Annotated in this window: 16 protein-coding genes; 12 read left to right on the top strand and 4 right to left on the bottom strand. The window is 63.1% G+C overall.

Annotated features, from left to right (window positions below; genetic code table 11):
- Nucleotides 1-64 precede the first annotated feature (64 nt).
- Nucleotides 65-691: a DUF1062 domain-containing protein gene (locus tag JL39_RS26135; RefSeq protein WP_037157677.1), complete on the bottom strand. Its 627-nt coding sequence runs from the start codon at nucleotides 689-691 to the stop codon at nucleotides 65-67.
- 398 nt (nucleotides 692-1,089) lie between these two features.
- Here JL39_RS26135 and JL39_RS26130 point away from each other — a divergent pair, with 398 nt between their 5' ends.
- Nucleotides 1,090-1,500 (top strand): cupin domain-containing protein, encoded by a 411-nt coding sequence (locus JL39_RS26130; RefSeq protein ID WP_037157675.1) that lies wholly within the window; start codon nucleotides 1,090-1,092, stop codon nucleotides 1,498-1,500.
- 382 nt (nucleotides 1,501-1,882) lie between these two features.
- Here JL39_RS26130 and JL39_RS26125 read toward each other — a convergent pair whose 3' ends face one another.
- Nucleotides 1,883-3,499, bottom strand: coding sequence for a B12-binding domain-containing radical SAM protein (locus tag JL39_RS26125; protein ID WP_052183125.1), 1,617 nt, complete (start codon nucleotides 3,497-3,499; stop codon nucleotides 1,883-1,885).
- A 241-nt stretch (nucleotides 3,500-3,740) separates the two neighbouring features.
- Between JL39_RS26125 and JL39_RS26120 the strand changes: the two genes are divergently transcribed.
- The 4 genes from JL39_RS26120 (at nucleotide 3,741) to JL39_RS26100 (ending at nucleotide 8,814) form a co-directional block, all read left to right on the top strand.
- Nucleotides 3,741-4,898 carry an endonuclease/exonuclease/phosphatase family protein gene (locus tag JL39_RS26120; protein WP_037157672.1) on the top strand — a complete coding sequence of 386 codons (1,158 nt, stop codon included), beginning with the start codon at nucleotides 3,741-3,743 and terminating at the stop codon, nucleotides 4,896-4,898.
- Nucleotides 4,899-4,989: 91 nt separating this feature from the next.
- Nucleotides 4,990-5,859: an aldose 1-epimerase family protein gene (locus JL39_RS26115; RefSeq protein ID WP_037157669.1), complete on the top strand. Its 870-nt coding sequence runs from the start codon at nucleotides 4,990-4,992 to the stop codon at nucleotides 5,857-5,859.
- A 194-nt stretch (nucleotides 5,860-6,053) separates the two neighbouring features.
- Complete coding sequence (locus tag JL39_RS26105) at nucleotides 6,054-7,892, top strand: ABC transporter ATP-binding protein (protein ID WP_037157663.1); 1,839 nt, start codon at nucleotides 6,054-6,056, stop codon at nucleotides 7,890-7,892.
- 112 nt (nucleotides 7,893-8,004) lie between these two features.
- Nucleotides 8,005-8,814 carry a class I SAM-dependent methyltransferase gene (locus JL39_RS26100; RefSeq protein WP_037157660.1) on the top strand — a complete coding sequence of 270 codons (810 nt, stop codon included), beginning with the start codon at nucleotides 8,005-8,007 and terminating at the stop codon, nucleotides 8,812-8,814.
- Nucleotides 8,815-8,824: 10 nt separating this feature from the next.
- On the opposite strand, the gene JL39_RS26095 is transcribed toward JL39_RS26100, so the two are convergent.
- The gene (locus JL39_RS26095; RefSeq protein ID WP_037157657.1) at nucleotides 8,825-9,289 is read right to left on the bottom strand and encodes a cupin domain-containing protein; all 465 of its coding nucleotides are present in this window, start codon (nucleotides 9,287-9,289) and stop codon (nucleotides 8,825-8,827) included.
- A 116-nt stretch (nucleotides 9,290-9,405) separates the two neighbouring features.
- Nucleotides 9,406-9,816: a peptide-methionine (R)-S-oxide reductase MsrB gene (msrB, locus tag JL39_RS26090; RefSeq protein WP_037157654.1), complete on the bottom strand. Its 411-nt coding sequence runs from the start codon at nucleotides 9,814-9,816 to the stop codon at nucleotides 9,406-9,408.
- Between the two features lie 169 nt (nucleotides 9,817-9,985).
- On the opposite strand from msrB, the gene JL39_RS26085 reads away from it, so the two are divergent.
- The 7 genes from JL39_RS26085 (at nucleotide 9,986) to mnhG (ending at nucleotide 16,302) form a co-directional block, all read left to right on the top strand.
- Nucleotides 9,986-12,334: a putative monovalent cation/H+ antiporter subunit A gene (locus JL39_RS26085; protein ID WP_037157650.1), complete on the top strand. Its 2,349-nt coding sequence runs from the start codon at nucleotides 9,986-9,988 to the stop codon at nucleotides 12,332-12,334.
- 58 nt (nucleotides 12,335-12,392) lie between these two features.
- Complete coding sequence (locus JL39_RS26080) at nucleotides 12,393-12,833, top strand: Na+/H+ antiporter subunit B (protein ID WP_037157647.1); 441 nt, start codon at nucleotides 12,393-12,395, stop codon at nucleotides 12,831-12,833.
- Complete coding sequence (locus tag JL39_RS26075; protein ID WP_037157644.1) at nucleotides 12,833-13,210, top strand: Na+/H+ antiporter subunit C; 378 nt, start codon at nucleotides 12,833-12,835, stop codon at nucleotides 13,208-13,210. The genes JL39_RS26080 and JL39_RS26075 overlap by 1 nt, the downstream gene beginning before the upstream one ends.
- A gap of 296 nt (nucleotides 13,211-13,506) precedes the next feature.
- Nucleotides 13,507-15,096, top strand: coding sequence for a Na+/H+ antiporter subunit D (locus JL39_RS26065; protein WP_037157641.1), 1,590 nt, complete (start codon nucleotides 13,507-13,509; stop codon nucleotides 15,094-15,096).
- Nucleotides 15,093-15,566 (top strand): Na+/H+ antiporter subunit E, encoded by a 474-nt coding sequence (locus JL39_RS26060; protein ID WP_037157638.1) that lies wholly within the window; start codon nucleotides 15,093-15,095, stop codon nucleotides 15,564-15,566. The genes JL39_RS26065 and JL39_RS26060 overlap by 4 nt, the downstream gene beginning before the upstream one ends.
- Nucleotides 15,563-15,967 carry a cation:proton antiporter gene (locus JL39_RS26055; RefSeq protein ID WP_037157637.1) on the top strand — a complete coding sequence of 135 codons (405 nt, stop codon included), beginning with the start codon at nucleotides 15,563-15,565 and terminating at the stop codon, nucleotides 15,965-15,967. Before JL39_RS26060 ends, JL39_RS26055 begins: the two co-directional genes overlap by 4 nt.
- Complete coding sequence (gene mnhG / locus JL39_RS26050; RefSeq protein ID WP_037157634.1) at nucleotides 15,964-16,302, top strand: monovalent cation/H(+) antiporter subunit G; 339 nt, start codon at nucleotides 15,964-15,966, stop codon at nucleotides 16,300-16,302. Before JL39_RS26055 ends, mnhG begins: the two co-directional genes overlap by 4 nt.
- The last annotated feature ends 205 nt before the right edge of the window (nucleotides 16,303-16,507 follow it).

Raw genomic sequence — 16,507 nt, 5'->3', positions numbered from 1 at the left:
GAGAGAGCAGGGCCCGATATTTCGCCCCCTCTGAGGGGGCGAAACAGTGTGTCGGGAAGGAGGATCAGCCACCCATCGCCCTGCCGCCGACCGAAATTCTTTCGGCCTCGTCGCGCAGGTTGAGCATGATGGTCGTGCCGTCGCGGATGCCGCGTTTCAGGGCATCCTTCCGCACCGGCTCGACCATGATCTCGCCCGCTTCGAAGAGTTTTTGCAGCCGGCTGCGCGAAAGGCCGAGTTCCGCCGCAAGCAGGCGATCGAGCCTGACGCCGGCGGGGAAGGGCAGCGCAAGCGCGATGCGAATTCTCCGCCAGTCTGCGCGGTCGCAAAGCGCCTGCCTGCGCACCTCGAATTCCTCGCTTTCCTCGATGCGGATTGCTTTGGTCCTCAGCGCGTCGGCGTCGAATTCGAGGCGCCCCACGAAATCCGGCGCGCTCGTCTGCAGGGCGTCGAGGAGAGTGGGGTCGAGCGAGCGGACGCTTTGCCGCTCGAAGACCGGCCGGTTCCAGGTGGCGTCGCAGGTGGTGCATTTGTAGATGAGCCAAGCATCGAGCCGCTTGCCGTTGGCGTTGAGGCGGATGCGCCTGCTGGATCGGAAGGGTTTGGGGCCGCCGCAACCGCTGCAGGCGAGAATTGGTCGGGGCGGATGTTTCGGGATTATGGTCCATTCGAGATGAAGGATAGTGGACATGCCGTCTTGATCTTCCGGTCGGGAAGTTCATGCGGGAAACGGCACTGGAGAGACCCGTGATCGGGTGCGGTGTGGCGAAGGTCCGGACTTGAGGGAAAAGCGAAGCGTCGGATGTTCAGGGCGGCTTTTTCAAGAGCAGCACTGGCAGATCAATGCCAAACCGGTCTCAAGCCGCCACCCCGATGAACAGTTTTTCGCATGCGGCAGCCTTGCCGGCCTGCCCGCATGGAAGGGTGAAACTGTCGAGACCGGGGATTACTTAGGCAAACTGGACCTCAAAAGCCGACGCTTGTAGGGCGCAATGGATAACAGGATATCAGCGAAAGGCAAGGTCTGCCGTTAGGCGCCCATCCGCCCTATATGAGGCGGGAAGCAATGAAACAGCGAGGACTTGCACCATGGAGATCAAGCGCGGCGGATCGCAGCCGTCGAAAAGGCAGCCTGCGGAATATTTCACCGGTACGGTCCGTCTCGATCCGCTGAACGAGGCCGCGGCGCCGGCCCGGGCCGTCTGCGCCTCGGTCACCTTCGAGCCCGGCGCCCGCACCAACTGGCATACCCATCCGCTCGGCCAGACGCTCATCGTCACGGCAGGTTTCGGCCTGGTGCAGGTCTGGGGCGAGCCGATCCGGGTGATCCGCTCCGGCGACGTCGTCTGGTTCCCGCCCGGAGAAAAGCACTGGCATGGTGCGGCGCCCACGACCGCCATGACCCATATCGCCATCCAGGAGGCGTTGGACGGCAGGACGGCCGACTGGCTGGAGCCGGTCGCCGACGCGGAATATGCGGGCGCGATCGCCGCGGATTGACGGACGCCGTCCATTAGCGCGCGCGGTAGATGACACTGTGCCTTTACCCCCTCTGGTCTCCTGAGCGTTTGCCGAAGCGCGGCCATCTTCGCCGTCCGCGACGGGGGAAGCGCGTATGTGGGTTTTGCCCCTCACCCCGCCTCCGCTTCGCTCGGCGACCCTCTCCCCGCAAGCGGGGCGAGGGGGAACGGCAACGGCGCGGCATATCTCCTTCTCCCCGTTATAACGGGGAGAAGGTCCCGGCAGGGGGATGAGGGGCAAGGCTATATGCGGTTGCCCCGCCGTTCTGACGGAAGATGCTCGCCCTTCGGCAAACGCTCAGGAGGACGGAGGGGGTGAGCAGCCGGTGTGCGTTGCCGACCCTTTTGAAGGGCCGTGCGTTTCAGGCCGGTCGCAGTTCGCCTTCCCAGGCATTGTCGGGAACCGTCCGGGAGGCTTCCTCGATCGCACCGATCTGCGAGGAGATTTCCCTGCCGATATACTGGCTGAAGGGGCCGAGATGGGCGTAGAGTATCGCCATCTTGAACATGTGCGGAAGCGCTGCCGGATTGGAGAACAGGCCCCTGGCGATCATCAGGGCCATCTGCCCGGCAAATTTCGGGCGCTTCACCGTGGCAGCCACGGTGAAATACAGGAACCGCCGGGTGTCCACCCAGGTGCGGCCCCAATTGAAGCCCCCCTTGATGTGTTTCACGCGCAGTTTCCGGCCGACACGCGAAACCCGGCCGAAAAATGCCTGCGGCGTATAGATGGCGGAAACGACCCGGTGATAGTCCCGCAGGATATCGATCCGCGGACGTTTCGTCGCGAAATTGAGGCCGGACACGCATTGGTCGGCGCTCCCGTCGTCCATGTCGACCGCATGCCCGGAATGGAGCCGGCCTTCCTTCTCGAGCCGGGTGGTCAGCTGCGTGTTGGGCAGGGCATAAAGCAGGCCGACCATGCTCACGGGGATCGACGCGTCCTCGATCAGCGCGGTCATTCTTCCGCCGGAGCCCGGCGTTTCGTCGTCGAAGCCGAGGATGAACCCGGCGATCACGACAATGCCGGCGGCGTAGATCTTGTCGATGCTGGCGACGATGTCGCGCCGCGTGTTCTGCTTTTTCTGCGTTGCCCTGAGGACCTCCTCGTCGGGGCTTTCGATGCCGACGAACACCGTGAAGAAGCCCGCTTCGGCCAGAAGGTCGAGCAGCGCCTTGTCGTCGGCGAGGTTGAGCGAGGCCTCGGTCGAGAATTCGAACGGATAGTGCCGCGCCCTCTGCCATTCGATGAGCGTGGGCAGGAATGCCTTCACGGCCTTCTTGTTGCCGATCAGGTTGTCGTCCACGAAGTCGACATGGCCGCGATAGCCGAGCGAATAGAGCGCATCGAGCTCGGCGAGGATCTGTGTGGCCGTCTTGGTGCGGGGAACGCGCCCGTAGAGTTCGATGATGTCGCAGAATTCGCAGGTGAACGGACAGCCGCGGGAAAACTGGACCCCGATGAAGGTATAGTTCGAAAACTTGAGGAGATCGAAGCGCGGAACCGGCGTCCGCGTGACGTCCGCCTTGAATTTCGGCGCCAGGAAGTCGCCCTTCTTTTCCCCCCCGCTCCAGGCCGCCACGAAGGCGTCGATGACGTCTTCCGCCTCCCCGAGCACACGGAAATCGGCGCTCGCATAAAGCTCCGGGCTCGATGTTGCGTCGGGGCCGCCGATCGCGACCGGCTTGCCGGCCGCATGCGCCAGCTCGATGATGTGGAGGACGTCGACCTGCTGGGGCAGCATGCCGCCCGTCAGCACAAGGTCGGCCCAGTCGATGTCGCCGTCGGAGAGTTCCTCCACATTGCGGTCGATGAGCCTCAGTTCCCAATCCTGCGGCAGCATCGCCGCAATGGTGATCAGGCCGAGCGGTGGTGCCGGATAGCGCGCGCCGATAAGCGTGCAGGCTTCCCGGAAATTCCAGAAGGACGCACCAGTGAACCTCGGATATACGAGCAAGACCCTCGCCTGTCGCCGCATTCTCTTGTCTCCCGGATGAGGAAAAGATGTGTAGGCACTTCGATCAGTCACTGCTGAAGCCGCACTATATCGTTTCGAAGCCGGGGGGCAAGCGCGGACTTTTCCTCGAAGTGCGGCCGAGGGCGGGATGTAAGATTATGAAAGGAGCGACTTAAAAGTGTAGCGAAACCGGTTTATGGTCCTCCGGCTGCAACTGTCGGTGCCATGCCGTGATCACGCATGGCGGATCGGGGAGGGGACGATGGTGAACTATGGTGGGCTGCGTTTCGACTTCAAGGAGCCGGGAGCGGCCAAGCGCTGCGCCGAGCGACTGGTCGCGATGCGCAAGACGCTCGCGCCGTTCAGGGCGCGCAAGAAGGACAGCTCGCTGCTTCTGGCGACCTGGAACATCCGCGATTTCGATTCCAACGATTTCGGTTTCGGCCCGCGCCTGCCGGAGACCTTCTACTACATCGCCGAGATGATCTCCTGCTTCGATCTCGTGGCGGTTCAGGAGGTCAACCGCGATCTTTCCGCGCTGCAGAAGGTGATGCGCATCCTCGGCCGCGAATGGGACTATATCGCCACCGACGTGACGGAAGGCACGAGCGGCAACGGCGAGCGCATGGCTTTCGTCTACAACACCGAAAAGGTCTGGTTCCGCAAGATCGCCGGCGAGATCGTCCTGCCGGACGGCCAGCTCGTCGTCTCGCGCAAGAAGATGAAGGCGCCGAAGGACCAGCCGGATATCGAGCCGAAGATCGAGGAGATGAAGCAGCAGTTCGCCCGCACGCCCTTCCTCGTCGCCTTCCAGTCCGGCTGGTTCCGCTTCAGCCTCTGCACGGTGCACATCTATTTCGGCGACGATTCCGGCGAGAAACTGAAGCGCCGCGTCGCCGAGATCGAGCGGCTGGTGGATTTCTTCGCCAAGCGGCAGGACAAGGAGAGCAAGCTCACCGGCAAGGGCATGAAACCGCTCGACCGCGGCCGCGAGGCGGAGAACTATATCCTGCTCGGCGATTTCAACGTCGTCAGCCCCGAGCACGAGACCATGCAGGCGCTGGCGGCCAAAGGGTTCGAGGTGCCGGAGGAGATCGACGGCACACACATGCCGAACCGCGAGCACTTCTACGACCAGATCGCGGTGCGCGTGAAGGACGAGAATTTCAAGGTCCTGGGCGGCGGCATTGTCGATATGTATGCCGATGTCTTCCGCTCCATGCCGGAGGATATGGAACTGTACGAGAAATTCGTCCCGAAGAAGGATCCGGAGAAGAACGAGAAGTTCCGGGCCACGACGCCGCAGAAGCTCTACGAGAAATGGCGCACCTGGCAGATGTCGGATCATTCGCCGCTGTGGATCGAGATCCAGACGGATTTTGCCGAAAGCTACCTGAAGAACATCGTCGACGGCAAATGACGGTGGCCGCCGCCGGCGGCGGGCGCGGTCATCGAATGGCAACTTTTCCCCGCCAGGCTGTCAGGTGAATCAGCCGCCGAGAGGAAAGAGCATGTCCGACACCGTCCGCATCGAAAATCGATCCCTCGCCGTCGAGGTCTCCCCGCTGGGTGCGGAGATGCAGTCGCTCACCACGGCGGATGGCCGCTCATGGCTCTGGAACGGCGATGCTGCCTTCTGGAGCGGCCGCTCGCCGATCCTCTTTCCCATGGTCGGCAAGGCGCCGGAAAACCGGATCAGTGTCGAGGGCAAGTCCTACGATATGGGGCAGCACGGCTTTGCTCGCAGAAGCGAATTCTCACTTGCCACGTCGACCGGCACCAGGTGCCGCCACGAGCTTGTCGCCTCGGATGCGACGCGGGCCGTCTACCCGTTCGAATTCCTGCTGGCGGTGACCCATGCCGTCGATGGTCCGAAGCTGACAGTCTCGGCGGAAGTCGAAAATCGCGATACGCGGCCGATGCCTTTCGGCCTCGGTTTCCACCCGGCTTTCCTCTGGCCGCTGCCGGGCGGGGAGGGCTGCGCCCATGCCGTCACGCTCGACAACGGCGCCGAGCCCGCGCTCGTCAGGCTGGAAGGCGGGCTGGTGAAGCCAGAAAGGCTGCCGTCGCCCTTCAGGGCGGGCAGGCTCACCCTCGACCATGCGATGTTCGAGAAGGACGCGATGATCTTTCCGGAAGGGGCGGGCGACGGCCTCACCTATGCGGCTGAGGACGGACCGGCGCTGAAATTCGCCTTCGAGAACCTGCCCAACCTGGCGCTCTGGCAGAAGGCCGGCGCGCCCTATGTCTGCGTCGAGCCCTGGCACGGCACGGCCGCCGAACTCGGTGGCCCGGACGACCTGGCAAAACGTCCCTACGGCGTGATCTTGCTGCCCGGCGGCAAGGCGCGCTTTGCCTTTACGGTCGAACTTCCGGCCTGATGAAATCCTTGCCGCGACAGGCATCCGCCTGTTGCTCGCGGATGACACCCCGTTCGTTTTTCCAGGGCTGCATTGAGATCGCCGCGGTTGTCTGCGATGATTGGCGCTCATTTCCTCCGAGCTTTGGGAGACTGACATGAAAGCGATCCTGTCCAACCAGAAAGGAAACATCGCCCACAAGGACATTTCGCATCATGCACACGCTGTTCCCGCGCGCGAGGAAAAGCCCGCCGCGCCATAAGCCCTTTCTCCAGTATTTCCGCGACCCTTCCGGCGCCGCTGACCGCGAACTCCGCCGTTCGCGCCTGCGCAAGTTCCTGTCCTATTACCGCCCGCACCTGCCGCTGCTTCTGGCGGATCTCTTTTGCGCGATCCTCGTAGCAGGCACGGCAGTAGCCCTGCCGCTCTGCGCCAATCTCGTCACCAGCCGCCTTCTCGCCCTGTCCGAGGCGCCGAACGCTTACGGCGAGGTGCTGGCCGTCGGCGGCGTCATGCTGGCCATCCTGGCGATCCAGACCGTCGCCATCTTCTTCGTCGATTATCGTGGGCACATGATGGGCGCGCGCATCGAGGCGGATGTCCGGCAGGAGCTTTTCGATCATTGCCAGAAGCTCTCGTTCAGCTTCTACGACCGGCAGCGCACCGGGCAGTTGATGAGCCGCATCACCAGCGATTCCCTGTGGCTTGGCGAGCTTTTCCACCACGGCCCCGAAGATCTCTTCATCGCCGTGCTCAAATATGGCGGCGCGATGCTGGTGCTGTTCTTCATCGATCCGCCGCTCGCCGGCCTCATCCTGCTGCTCACCCCGGTGGCGGTCGCCTATGCGCTCTATTTCAACCGCCGCATGAACCGCGCGCTCGACGCCAGCAAGCGTCAGATCGCCGCCGTCAACGAGCGTGTCGAGGATGCGCTGGCGGGCATTCGCGTCGTCCAGTCCTTTGCCAACGAGGCGTTGGAGCGGGAACGTTTCGCCGAGCAGAACCGGCGGTTCCTGCAAAGCCGTGCCGATGGCTACCGCAGCGAGGCGTGGTTTTCGGCCGGCACCGAAACCTTCGCGCAGCTTGTCACCATAATGGTGATCGTGGTGGGCGGCCTGCGCATCCTCATGTCGGAACTGACCGTCGCCGACCTCCTAACCTTTCTGCTCTGCGTGGCCGTGCTGGTCGATCCGGTCAAGCGGCTCGCCAATTTCGTGCGCCTCTGGCAGGAGGGCTATACGGGCTTCGTCCGCTCCATGGAGATTCTCGACATCGCCCCGGACATCGCCGAGCGGCCGGAGGCCCGCCCCATGCCGGAACCGAAGGGCGAAATCCGGTTCTCGGACGTCACGTTCGGTTATGAGGCCGATGGCCCCAGGGTCCTGAACCGGCTTTCGCTGACGATTGCGCCGGGCGAGTTCGTGGCGCTTGTCGGGCCTTCCGGGGTGGGCAAGAGCACGCTGTGCGCGCTCATCCCGCGCTTCTATGATGTGGAGGCCGGGGCGATCCTGATCGACGGCACCGATATCCGCGACGTGACGCTGGCGTCGCTCAGGCGCCATGTCGGCGTGGTGCAGCAGGAGGTCTACCTCTTCGCGGGAACCGTGGCGGAAAATCTCCGCTATGGCCGGCCCGGTGCAACCGACGCCGAAGTCGAGGCCGCGGCGCGGGCCGCCAACGCGCACGACTTCATCATGGCTCTGCCCGACGGTTACGATACCGATATCGGCCAGCGCGGCGTCAAGCTCTCGGGCGGCCAGCGCCAGCGCCTCACCATTGCCCGCGCGTTCCTCAAGAACCCGGCGATCCTGATCTTCGACGAGGCGACGAGCGCGCTCGACAACGAGAGTGAACGGGCGGTCCAGCAGGCGCTGCTGACCCTCGCGAAAGGCCGCACCACGCTGGTCATCGCCCATCGCCTCTCCACCGTGCGCCATGCCGACCGCATCCTGGTCCTGACCGGCGACGGCATCGTCGAGGAGGGCAGCCATGACCGCCTCATGGCGAGGAACGGCGTCTACGCCGGCCTCAACCGCGTGCAGGCGAGCATCTGAGCGCCGGCTCCACCTTATTGGTGAGAAGGAGCGTAGCAATGCAGCCTTAAGATGCTGTTTGCCGCACGGAACGGGAGGCGTATCATGCGGCCTTGGTCTATCGGAGGACATCATGGCCAGGGCTTCGCAGCACGATGCCTGGCAGGCGGGCGACAACTACGACCGTTATATGGGTCGATGGAGCCGGCAGGTCGCTCCTCGCTTCCTCGAATGGCTGCATCCGGCCAGAGGGTTGGACTGGGTGGATGTCGGCTGCGGCACCGGAGCGCTTTCCGCGGCAATTGTCTCCAGCTACGATCCGAAAAGCCTGATTGGCCTCGATCCTTCGGAAGGGTTTCTGGAAAAGGCGCGCTTGAACGTTCCCGATCCCCGCGTCGAATTCCGGGTGGGCGACGCGCAGATGCTCGCGATGCCGTCGCAGGCCGCGGACATTGTCGTGTCCGGCCTGATGCTCAACTTCGTTCCGAGGAGGGAGGAGGCGCTGCGCGAAATGGCCCGCGTGGCGCGCCCGGGCGGCAGGGTCGCGTTCTATGTCTGGGATTACCCGGGCGGCGGCGTGGAGTTCATGCGTGCCTTCTGGACGGTTGCCGTCGACCTCGATCCAGCCGCACAGGATCTGACCGAGAACCGCCGGTTTCCCTTCTGTACGCGCGACAATCTCGCCCATCTCGCAAGGCAGTCGGGCCTGGCGGAGGTGGAAGACGAAGAGATCGAGATTGCGACGCACTTTGAGAATTTCGACGATTTCTGGCGACCATTCACATTGGGAGCCGGGCCTGCGCCCGCATATTGCGCCAACCTTCCCGCCGACAGACGGCGGAAGCTCAGGGAAAAGCTGAAGGCAAACCTGCCCTATGCCGACGACGGCTCCATTCCGTTCAAGGCAAGGGCATGGGCCGTACGCGGCCGGGCGGTGGAATGACAGCGCCGGTTCAGCCGGGCTCAGAATAGGGCGTGCCGTCCTTGTGCACGAACCGGCCGTCGGTATTGGCGCTCATCATGTCTATGTCGGAGCAGGTGGTGATGTCGGCGGGCTGGCGCGAGCCGATTTCGAGATAGACCGCCATCGCACCTGATCTGTTGATCATGTGATGGCCGTTGCCGGAGCCTTTCGGAAAGGCCGCGCAATCGCCGGCGCGCAATATCGTCTCGCCGTCGTCCTCGATCAGCGTCAGTTCGCCTTCGAGCACATAGACGAATTCGTCCTCGTGCGAGTGCCAGTGGCGCCGGCTCGACCAGTTGCCGGGAGGCAGGCGCATGAGATTGATGCCGAAATCGGTGAGCCCGCCGGCATCGCCGAGGCGCTGCCGCACGCGTCCGGCACAGGGGGCATCGAATGGCGGCGGATAGCCCGCGCTTTTATATTTGGGAACGGTGGCGATATCGATCTTGGGCATGACGGACATCTTCCTGCGGTCGGTGCAGAATTACCTATCATAACCCTTGAGGAGAGGCCATGTTCGTCATGACTTCCCCGGTCTGCTGGCCGGGGAAGCATCCGCAGTTCTACGGTTTACTTCAGCGGCTCGAAGGTCATCGCGTGGCCGTTGATGCAGTAGCGCAGTCCCGTCGGCGGCGGACCGTCCGGAAAGACGTGGCCGAGATGCCCGCCGCAATTGGCGCAGCGCACTTCGGTGCGGACCATGCCGTGCGATATGTCGCGGTGCTCGGTCACCGCCCCGGGCTTCACCGGCTCGAAATAGCTCGGCCAGCCGCAACCCGAATCGAATTTCGTGTCGGAGATGAACAGTTCCTCGCCACAGCCGGCACAGCGATAGAGGCCTTTTTCCTTCGCGTTCCAGAAAGGACCGGTAAAGGCCCGTTCGGTGCCGGCCTGCCTCAGGATGCGGTACTGTTCGGGCGAAAGCTGTTCGCGCCATTCCACATCGCTCTTTTGGATTTTCGGAGTGGTCACATCGGACATCGCTTAAGATTCCTTTCGTTTTTCCTTTAGATAGGCATCCGAGGCGTTGACGGAAAGTCGCGTTTCTGTGTGTTCCGTCCGGTTATGCTTGAGATGGGGGATTCTTTACCCTAGAAAGCCATTTCCTCCCGGCGGTTGGTCGGTTCTCGCGGTTTCAAAAGGAGATGGCATGGCTGCCAATGTGCCGGCATTGACATTCGTTGTCCTGTTCCTCCCCTTTATGGGCGCCGTTTTCGCTCCTGTTCTCACCCGCCGGTTCGGTGACAAGGCGGCCTGGCTGCTGGCTCTGGCGCCGTTTTTCGCCTTTCTGCACTTTTGCGGCTTCCTGTCCGAAGTCGCCGCAGGCGAAGTCGTGACGGGCGGTTATGCGTGGGCGCCGAGCTTCAACCTATCCTTTTCCTGGTTCCTTGATGGCCTGTCGCTGACCTTTGCTCTGCTGATCACCGGCATCGGAACCCTGATCGTGATCTATTCCGGCGGCTATATGAAGGGCCATCCGGATCAGGGCCGTTTCCTGTCCTTCATCCTCCTGTTCATGGGGGCGATGCTCGGCCTCGTCGTGTCCGACAGTTTCCTGATGCTCTTCGTCTATTGGGAACTGACCTCCATCACCTCCTTCCTGCTGATCGGCTTCGATCACGGGCGGGAGAAGGCGCGCCGCGCCGCGCTGCAGGCACTGGTGGTCACCGGCGGGGGAGGGGTCTGCCTGCTCGCCGGCCTTGTCTTCCTCTGGAACATCACCGGCGTGAACCAGCTTTCGCTGCTCGTCCACACGGAAGACGGCCTGCGCGAAAGCCCGTTCTATCTCGCGACGCTTCTTCTGGTCCTCGGCGGCGCCTTCACCAAATCCGCGCAGTTTCCCTTTCATTTCTGGCTGCCGAACGCCATGGAGGCGCCGACGCCGGTCTCGGCCTATCTTCATTCGGCCACCATGGTGAAGGCCGGCGTCTATCTTCTGATGCGGCTCAATCCGGTCATGGGCGCGACGCCCGCCTGGGAAATCCTGCTGCCCTTCTTCGGCGGCATCACGCTGATTGCCGGCACCTTCCTCGCCCTCCGTCAGGTGGATATGAAGCTGATGCTGGCCTATACGACCATGGCCTCGCTCGGTCTGCTCGTCATGCTGACGGGGTTCGGGGCGCCGCATGCGGTTGAGGCGGCGGTGCTTTATCTCGTCGCGCATTCGTTGTTCAAGGGCGGCTTCTTCATGGTGGTGGGGACCGTGGACCACGAAGCGGGAGACCGCAACGTCACTCAGCTTCGCGGGCTCAGATCCGCCATGCCGATCACCTTCGCGGCGGCAATGCTCTGTGCCCTTTCGATGGGCGGCCTGCCGCTCTTCTTCGGCTTTCTCGCCAAGGAGGAAATCTATGCCGCCCTTGCGGCCGGCAATCCGCGTGCCGTCTTCTTTACCGGTCTTGCGGTGATCGGCAATGCCTTGATGTTTGCGGTGGCCTTCGCCATCGCCATCAGGCCCTTTTTCGGGCCGCCCAGCGCGAATCCGAAATCGGCTCACGAGGGGCCTGTCGCCCTCTGGCTGGGGCCGGCCGTCCTGGCCGTGCTGGGGCTGTTCGGAGCGCTGTTTTCCGGTCTTGCGCATCGCTATGTTTCCTCGCCCATGGCAAGCGCGGTCTCCGGCGAGAAGGTGATGATCGATATCACCACCGTGCCGCATATCGGGATGCCACTCGTTCTCTCGGTCATCACCATAGGGCTTGGCGTGTTCGTCTTCTGGCGGCTGGACGGTGCCCGCGCATTGATGGTCCGTGTGCTGGAAAATCTGGGGCCCGGACCGGATCTCGGTTTCGATCATTTCGTCTCCGGGCTTGTCCGGCTTTCGGTCGCCATCACCCGCTTCGTGCAGCCCGGAAGGCTGGAGGTCTATATCACCGCCACGTTCATCCTGCTGGCGCTGACGCTGCTGGTTCCCCTCGTCGTCTTCGACGAATTGCCGGGCATGCCGGCCTGGCCGGAAAACATCCTCGTGCAGGAAGGGGCCTTCCTTCTGATCGCGCTGATCGGCATTGTCGCGGTGCTGAGGGCGAAGGACCGGCTGACGGCGATCGTCTCGCTCGGCATCCAGGGCTTTGCCGTCGCGGTGATCTTCCTGCTGTTCGGCGCGCCGGACCTTTCCTTCACGCAGTTCATGGTGGAGACGTTGTCGGTCGTCATCCTGGCGCTGGTCATGACGCGGCTTCGGCTTTCGCCTGCCGATCATCGGCCGCGCAGGCAATTGCTCTTCGATGCGTGCGTCGCGGTCGCCTGTGGGCTCGGCTTCGGGCTCCTGCTCTTGAAGTCTGTCGAGGCGCCGTTCGATAATCTGCTGACCGATTTCTTCAATGCCTATTCCAAGGTGATCGCCCATGGCGCCAACGTCGTGAACGTCATCATCGTCGATTTCCGCGGCACGGATACGCTGGGTGAAATCGCCGTGGTGATGGTGACCGGCCTTGCGGTCCTGGCGCTGATCCGGGTGCGGGCGGCGAAAAAGGTGACTGATGAGGAGGTGGGTCAGTGACGGCAGTCTTTTATCCCCCTCTGGTAAATCTTCATCTGATAGCGAAAGGGTGTGCAGCATGAACACGCTCATCCTGCGCACGGTCGCCCCCGTACTCACCGCCCTGATGCTTTTGTTTTCGATCTTCGTGCTGTTGCGCGGCCATAACGAGCCCGGCGGCGGCTTCATCGGCGGGCTGATCGCCGCCTCGGCGCTGGCGATCTACGGCATCGCCTTCGGGGTCGGCGCGGTGCGCCGCGCCATCCGCTTCCATCCGATGGCGATTGCGGGCGCCGGGCTTTTCCTCTCCACTCTCTCCGGCCTCGTCTCGATTTTCTTCGGCGTGCCCTTCATGACCGGCCTCTGGATCTATCCCGTGTTCTTCGACGTCGAAGTGCCGCTGGCGACTGTCATGTCCTTCGATCTCGGCGTCTATCTGGTCGTGCTGGGCGCCATCACCTCGATCGCGCTTGCGCTCGAACAGGAACCGGGGCCGGAAACAGGCGGGGAGGAAGGCTGATGGAAGCGCTTTTTGCCATCCTGATCGGGCTGTTCTTCGCCGCCGCAGTCTATCTTCTGTTGTCGAAGCATACGGTGCGCATGCTGCTCGGTATCGTCCTGCTCGGCAATGCGGTGAACCTGCTTCTTTTCACCACCGGCCGGCTGACGCGCGAAGTCCCGCCGATCATCCCGACGGGCATGGACCAACTCCCGGCCGGCACTGCAAACCCGCTGCCGCAGGCGCTCATCCTGACGGCGATCGTGATCTCCTTCTCCTTCTTCGCCTTCCTCCTGGTGCTGACTTATCGCGCCTACCAGGAACTCGGCACCGACAATACGGACGAGATGCGCCTCGCCGAACCGCGGGACGAAGAACGCCCGCCGATGGGGTATTGAGTGATGCAGTTTGCGACAGATACCCCCCTCTGGCCTGCCTCTCCGGCCACCCCCCTCTGGCCTGCCGGCCATCTCCCCCTCAAGGGGGGAGATCGGATAACGGTGAACTCCCACGCTGAACACAGGTTCGAGACTGCCGTGGCTAAATCCGAAACGGTTGATGGTTTGGGAAGCTGGCGCGTCTTGCCGATCTCCCCCCTTGAGGGGGAGATGCCCGGCAGGGCAGGGGGGGGTATTTCGCCCCTCCGAATCGTTAAGCATGCGGGGCAACAGCCGCTGGCGGAGGTGCGCATCTGATGGCAACTCCCTCCACCGTTCCCGTCGACCTTTCCGCAGCACTTGTCCTTGCACCCGTGCCGCTTGCCGATTGGCTGGTGGTCCTGCCCGTGGCATCGATGATCGCGTTCGGCGCGCTCCTGATGATGGTCCGCAAATCCGTTCGCCTGCAGGGCACGATCGCGATCGCCGGCCTCGCGCTGCTCGTCCTTCTGGATGCGGGGCTGCTCTGGCGCGTCCTGGTTCACGGTCCCGTCACCATGGTGATGGGCCGCTGGCTGCCGCCGTTCGGCATTGCCTTCACCGCTGATCTCTTCGGTGCCGTCATGGCGCTCGTATCGGCCGTCGTGGCGCTCGCCGCCGGCATCTTCGCGCTCACCGACATCGATGCGAGCGGCCGCCGCTACGGCTTCTTTCCCTTCCTGATGCTGCTGATGGCCGGCGTGACGGGCGCGTTTCTGACCGGCGACATCTTCAACCTCTACGTCTGGTTCGAGGTGCTGCTGATCGCCTCCTTCGGCCTGCTGATCCTGGGGTCCGAACCCGAGCAGATCGACGGCGCGCTGAAATATGCCATCCTCAACCTGATCGGCACGACGCTGTTCCTGATCGCGGTCGGATATCTCTATGCGATCTTCGGCACGCTCAACATGGCCGATATCGCCAGGAAGGCGGGGACCTTGCGCGAGACGGCGCCGCTGACGACGCTGACGGCGCTGTTCATCTTCGCCTTCGCGATGAAGGCGGCCGCCTTTCCGGTGAATTTCTGGCTGCCGGCCTCCTATCACACGCCGCGCATCGTCGTGTCGGCCCTGTTCGGCGGCCTGCTCACCAAGATCGGCATCTATGCGCTGATCCGCGTCACCGTCATGCTGCTTCCCGTCGAACGGGAGGAACTGAGCCTGATGATCGCGGTTTCCGCAGCGCTGACCATGCTGATCGGGGCGCTCGGCGCGCTTGCCCAGAACGATATCCGCAAGCTGGTCGGTTATCTGGTGATCGCGGGCATCGGCAACATGATGGCAGGTGTCGCGATCGGCACGCCGGCGGCTGTCAGCGGCGCGATCCTCTATGCCCTGAATTCCGTGGCGACGATGACCGCGCTTTATCTCGTGGCGGGCGAAGCCGCCCGGCTTGCCGGTGCCTGGTCGCTTTCGGGGCTCGGCGGGCTTTATCGCCGGGCGCCATGGTTTTCGGCCGCTTCGTTTGCCTTCTTCCTGGCCGCCGCCGGCCTGCCGCCGCTTGCCGGCATGTGGCCCAAGGTGGTGCTGCTCAAGGCCTCGCTCGACATCGGCGCGTGGTGGCTGGCGGCGTCGATCCTCGTCTCCGCCTTTGTCATCACCCTGGCGCTCGGCCGCGTCTTCCTGCTCGCCTATTGGCGGCCGCTTTCCGCACCGGCGCCCGAAATGCCCGGCGAGGGTGCGCCCCCCGGCGACTGGCGCATTGTCCTGCCGCTCGGCGCCCTGACCTTCCTCGTCGTCCTGTTCGGCCTGCTGCCGGAACCGCTGCTGGATCTTACCCAGAAGGCGGCGACGAATCTCGCCGATCCGGCGGCCTATATATTGTCCGTCTTTCCCCAATCCGCGATAGAGCGGGGTGCCCTGCCGTGATCATCTTCATCCTGTCGCTTGTCCTGGCCATCATCTGGGCCGCCATTACCGGCAGCGCGACGCTGCACAACCTGATCTTCGGTTTTGCGCTTTCGACGCTGTCGCTCTGGGTCGTGCGTGACCAGATGAGTGCCCGCGGCTATTGGCGGCGGCTCGGGCGCATCCTGTCGCTTCTTCTGCTGTTCTTCAAGGAACTGGCGCTTTCGGCCTGGAAAGTGGCGGTCCTGGTCGTCAGTCCGCGCATGGACCTGAAGCCCGGCATATTCGCCTTCCCGCTGACGGTCGACCGGGATTTCGAGATCACGCTGCTTGCCAATCTCATCACGCTCACCCCGGGCACGTTGTCGGTCGATGTCTCCGAAGATCGCAAGACGCTCTTCGTGCATGCGATCGACTGTTCGGATACCGATGCGACGGTGAGGGATATCGCCGGCGGTTTCGAGAGGAAGATCATGGAGGCGTTCCGGTGACGGCGGCAGAAGCGATCCTTTCCTGGGTATTGTGGGCGGCGCTCCTGATACTCGGCCTCTCCTTCCTCCTGACCGTCTGGCGGGTGATCAAGGGGCCGACGCTTCCCGACCGGGTTCTGGCGCTCGACATGCTGGTCGGCATCGTCATCGGCTTCATCGCGCTGATCGCCATCCGCACCGGCTTCACGCTCTATATCGATATCGCGATCTCGCTCGGCCTTGTCGGGTTCCTGGCGACCGTTGCATTTGCCCGCTTCATCCTGTCGCGCGTCCGGCGGGAGGAAACATCGGAAGGACCGCACATGAGGCTGATCGCGGCTCCATCCGCGCGCAGGCGAAAGCCGTCGGGCAAGCGCAAGGACGGTGCCGGGCCGGCCGTGCGGAGAAAGGCAGGAAAATGATCGGTTCGCTCGTTGCCATACTCACCGCTCTCATCGTCCTCGTCGGGGCCGGCTTCGTCCTGGTTGCGGCGATTGGCATCAACCGCCTGCCGGACCTCTATACCCGCATGCATGCCGCCTCCAAGGCCGGTACGGTCGGCTCCGGTCTGATGCTTCTGGCGGTCGGTCTGCATGCCGGCGATCTTGCGACGTTTGCACGTGCGATCGCGGGCTTCTTCTTCTTCGTCCTGACGGCCCCGGTTTCGGCGCATTTGCTCGCCATGGCAGCGCACAAAGTAGGCTACAAGCTCTCCGAGTTGTCTGTACGAGACGAAATGAATGATTATCGAGAATGAATATAGTCTGTCAGAAACGAGTTATAAGCCTGTCATAATTGAGAGAACACTCGTGTATCCGGCAGTAAAGCTGCTTTTTGCCTTCTATAACCGGCAGAAAGGCCGGTTGCTGGTAAAAACGCACTTGGACATTTAGCGAAGCAGTGCTACTTCATGAATAGTAGAGTGCAGATGTTGTTCTAGATTAGGCGTCACCTCGTTAATT

Origin of the sequence: Rhizobium sp. YS-1r, assembly GCF_000757525.1 — a bacterium.
GTDB lineage: Bacteria > Pseudomonadota > Alphaproteobacteria > Rhizobiales > Rhizobiaceae > Neorhizobium > Neorhizobium petrolearium.
The sequence above is the reverse complement of the archived record's forward strand: the minus strand, read 5'-3'. Positions and strand labels throughout refer to the sequence as shown.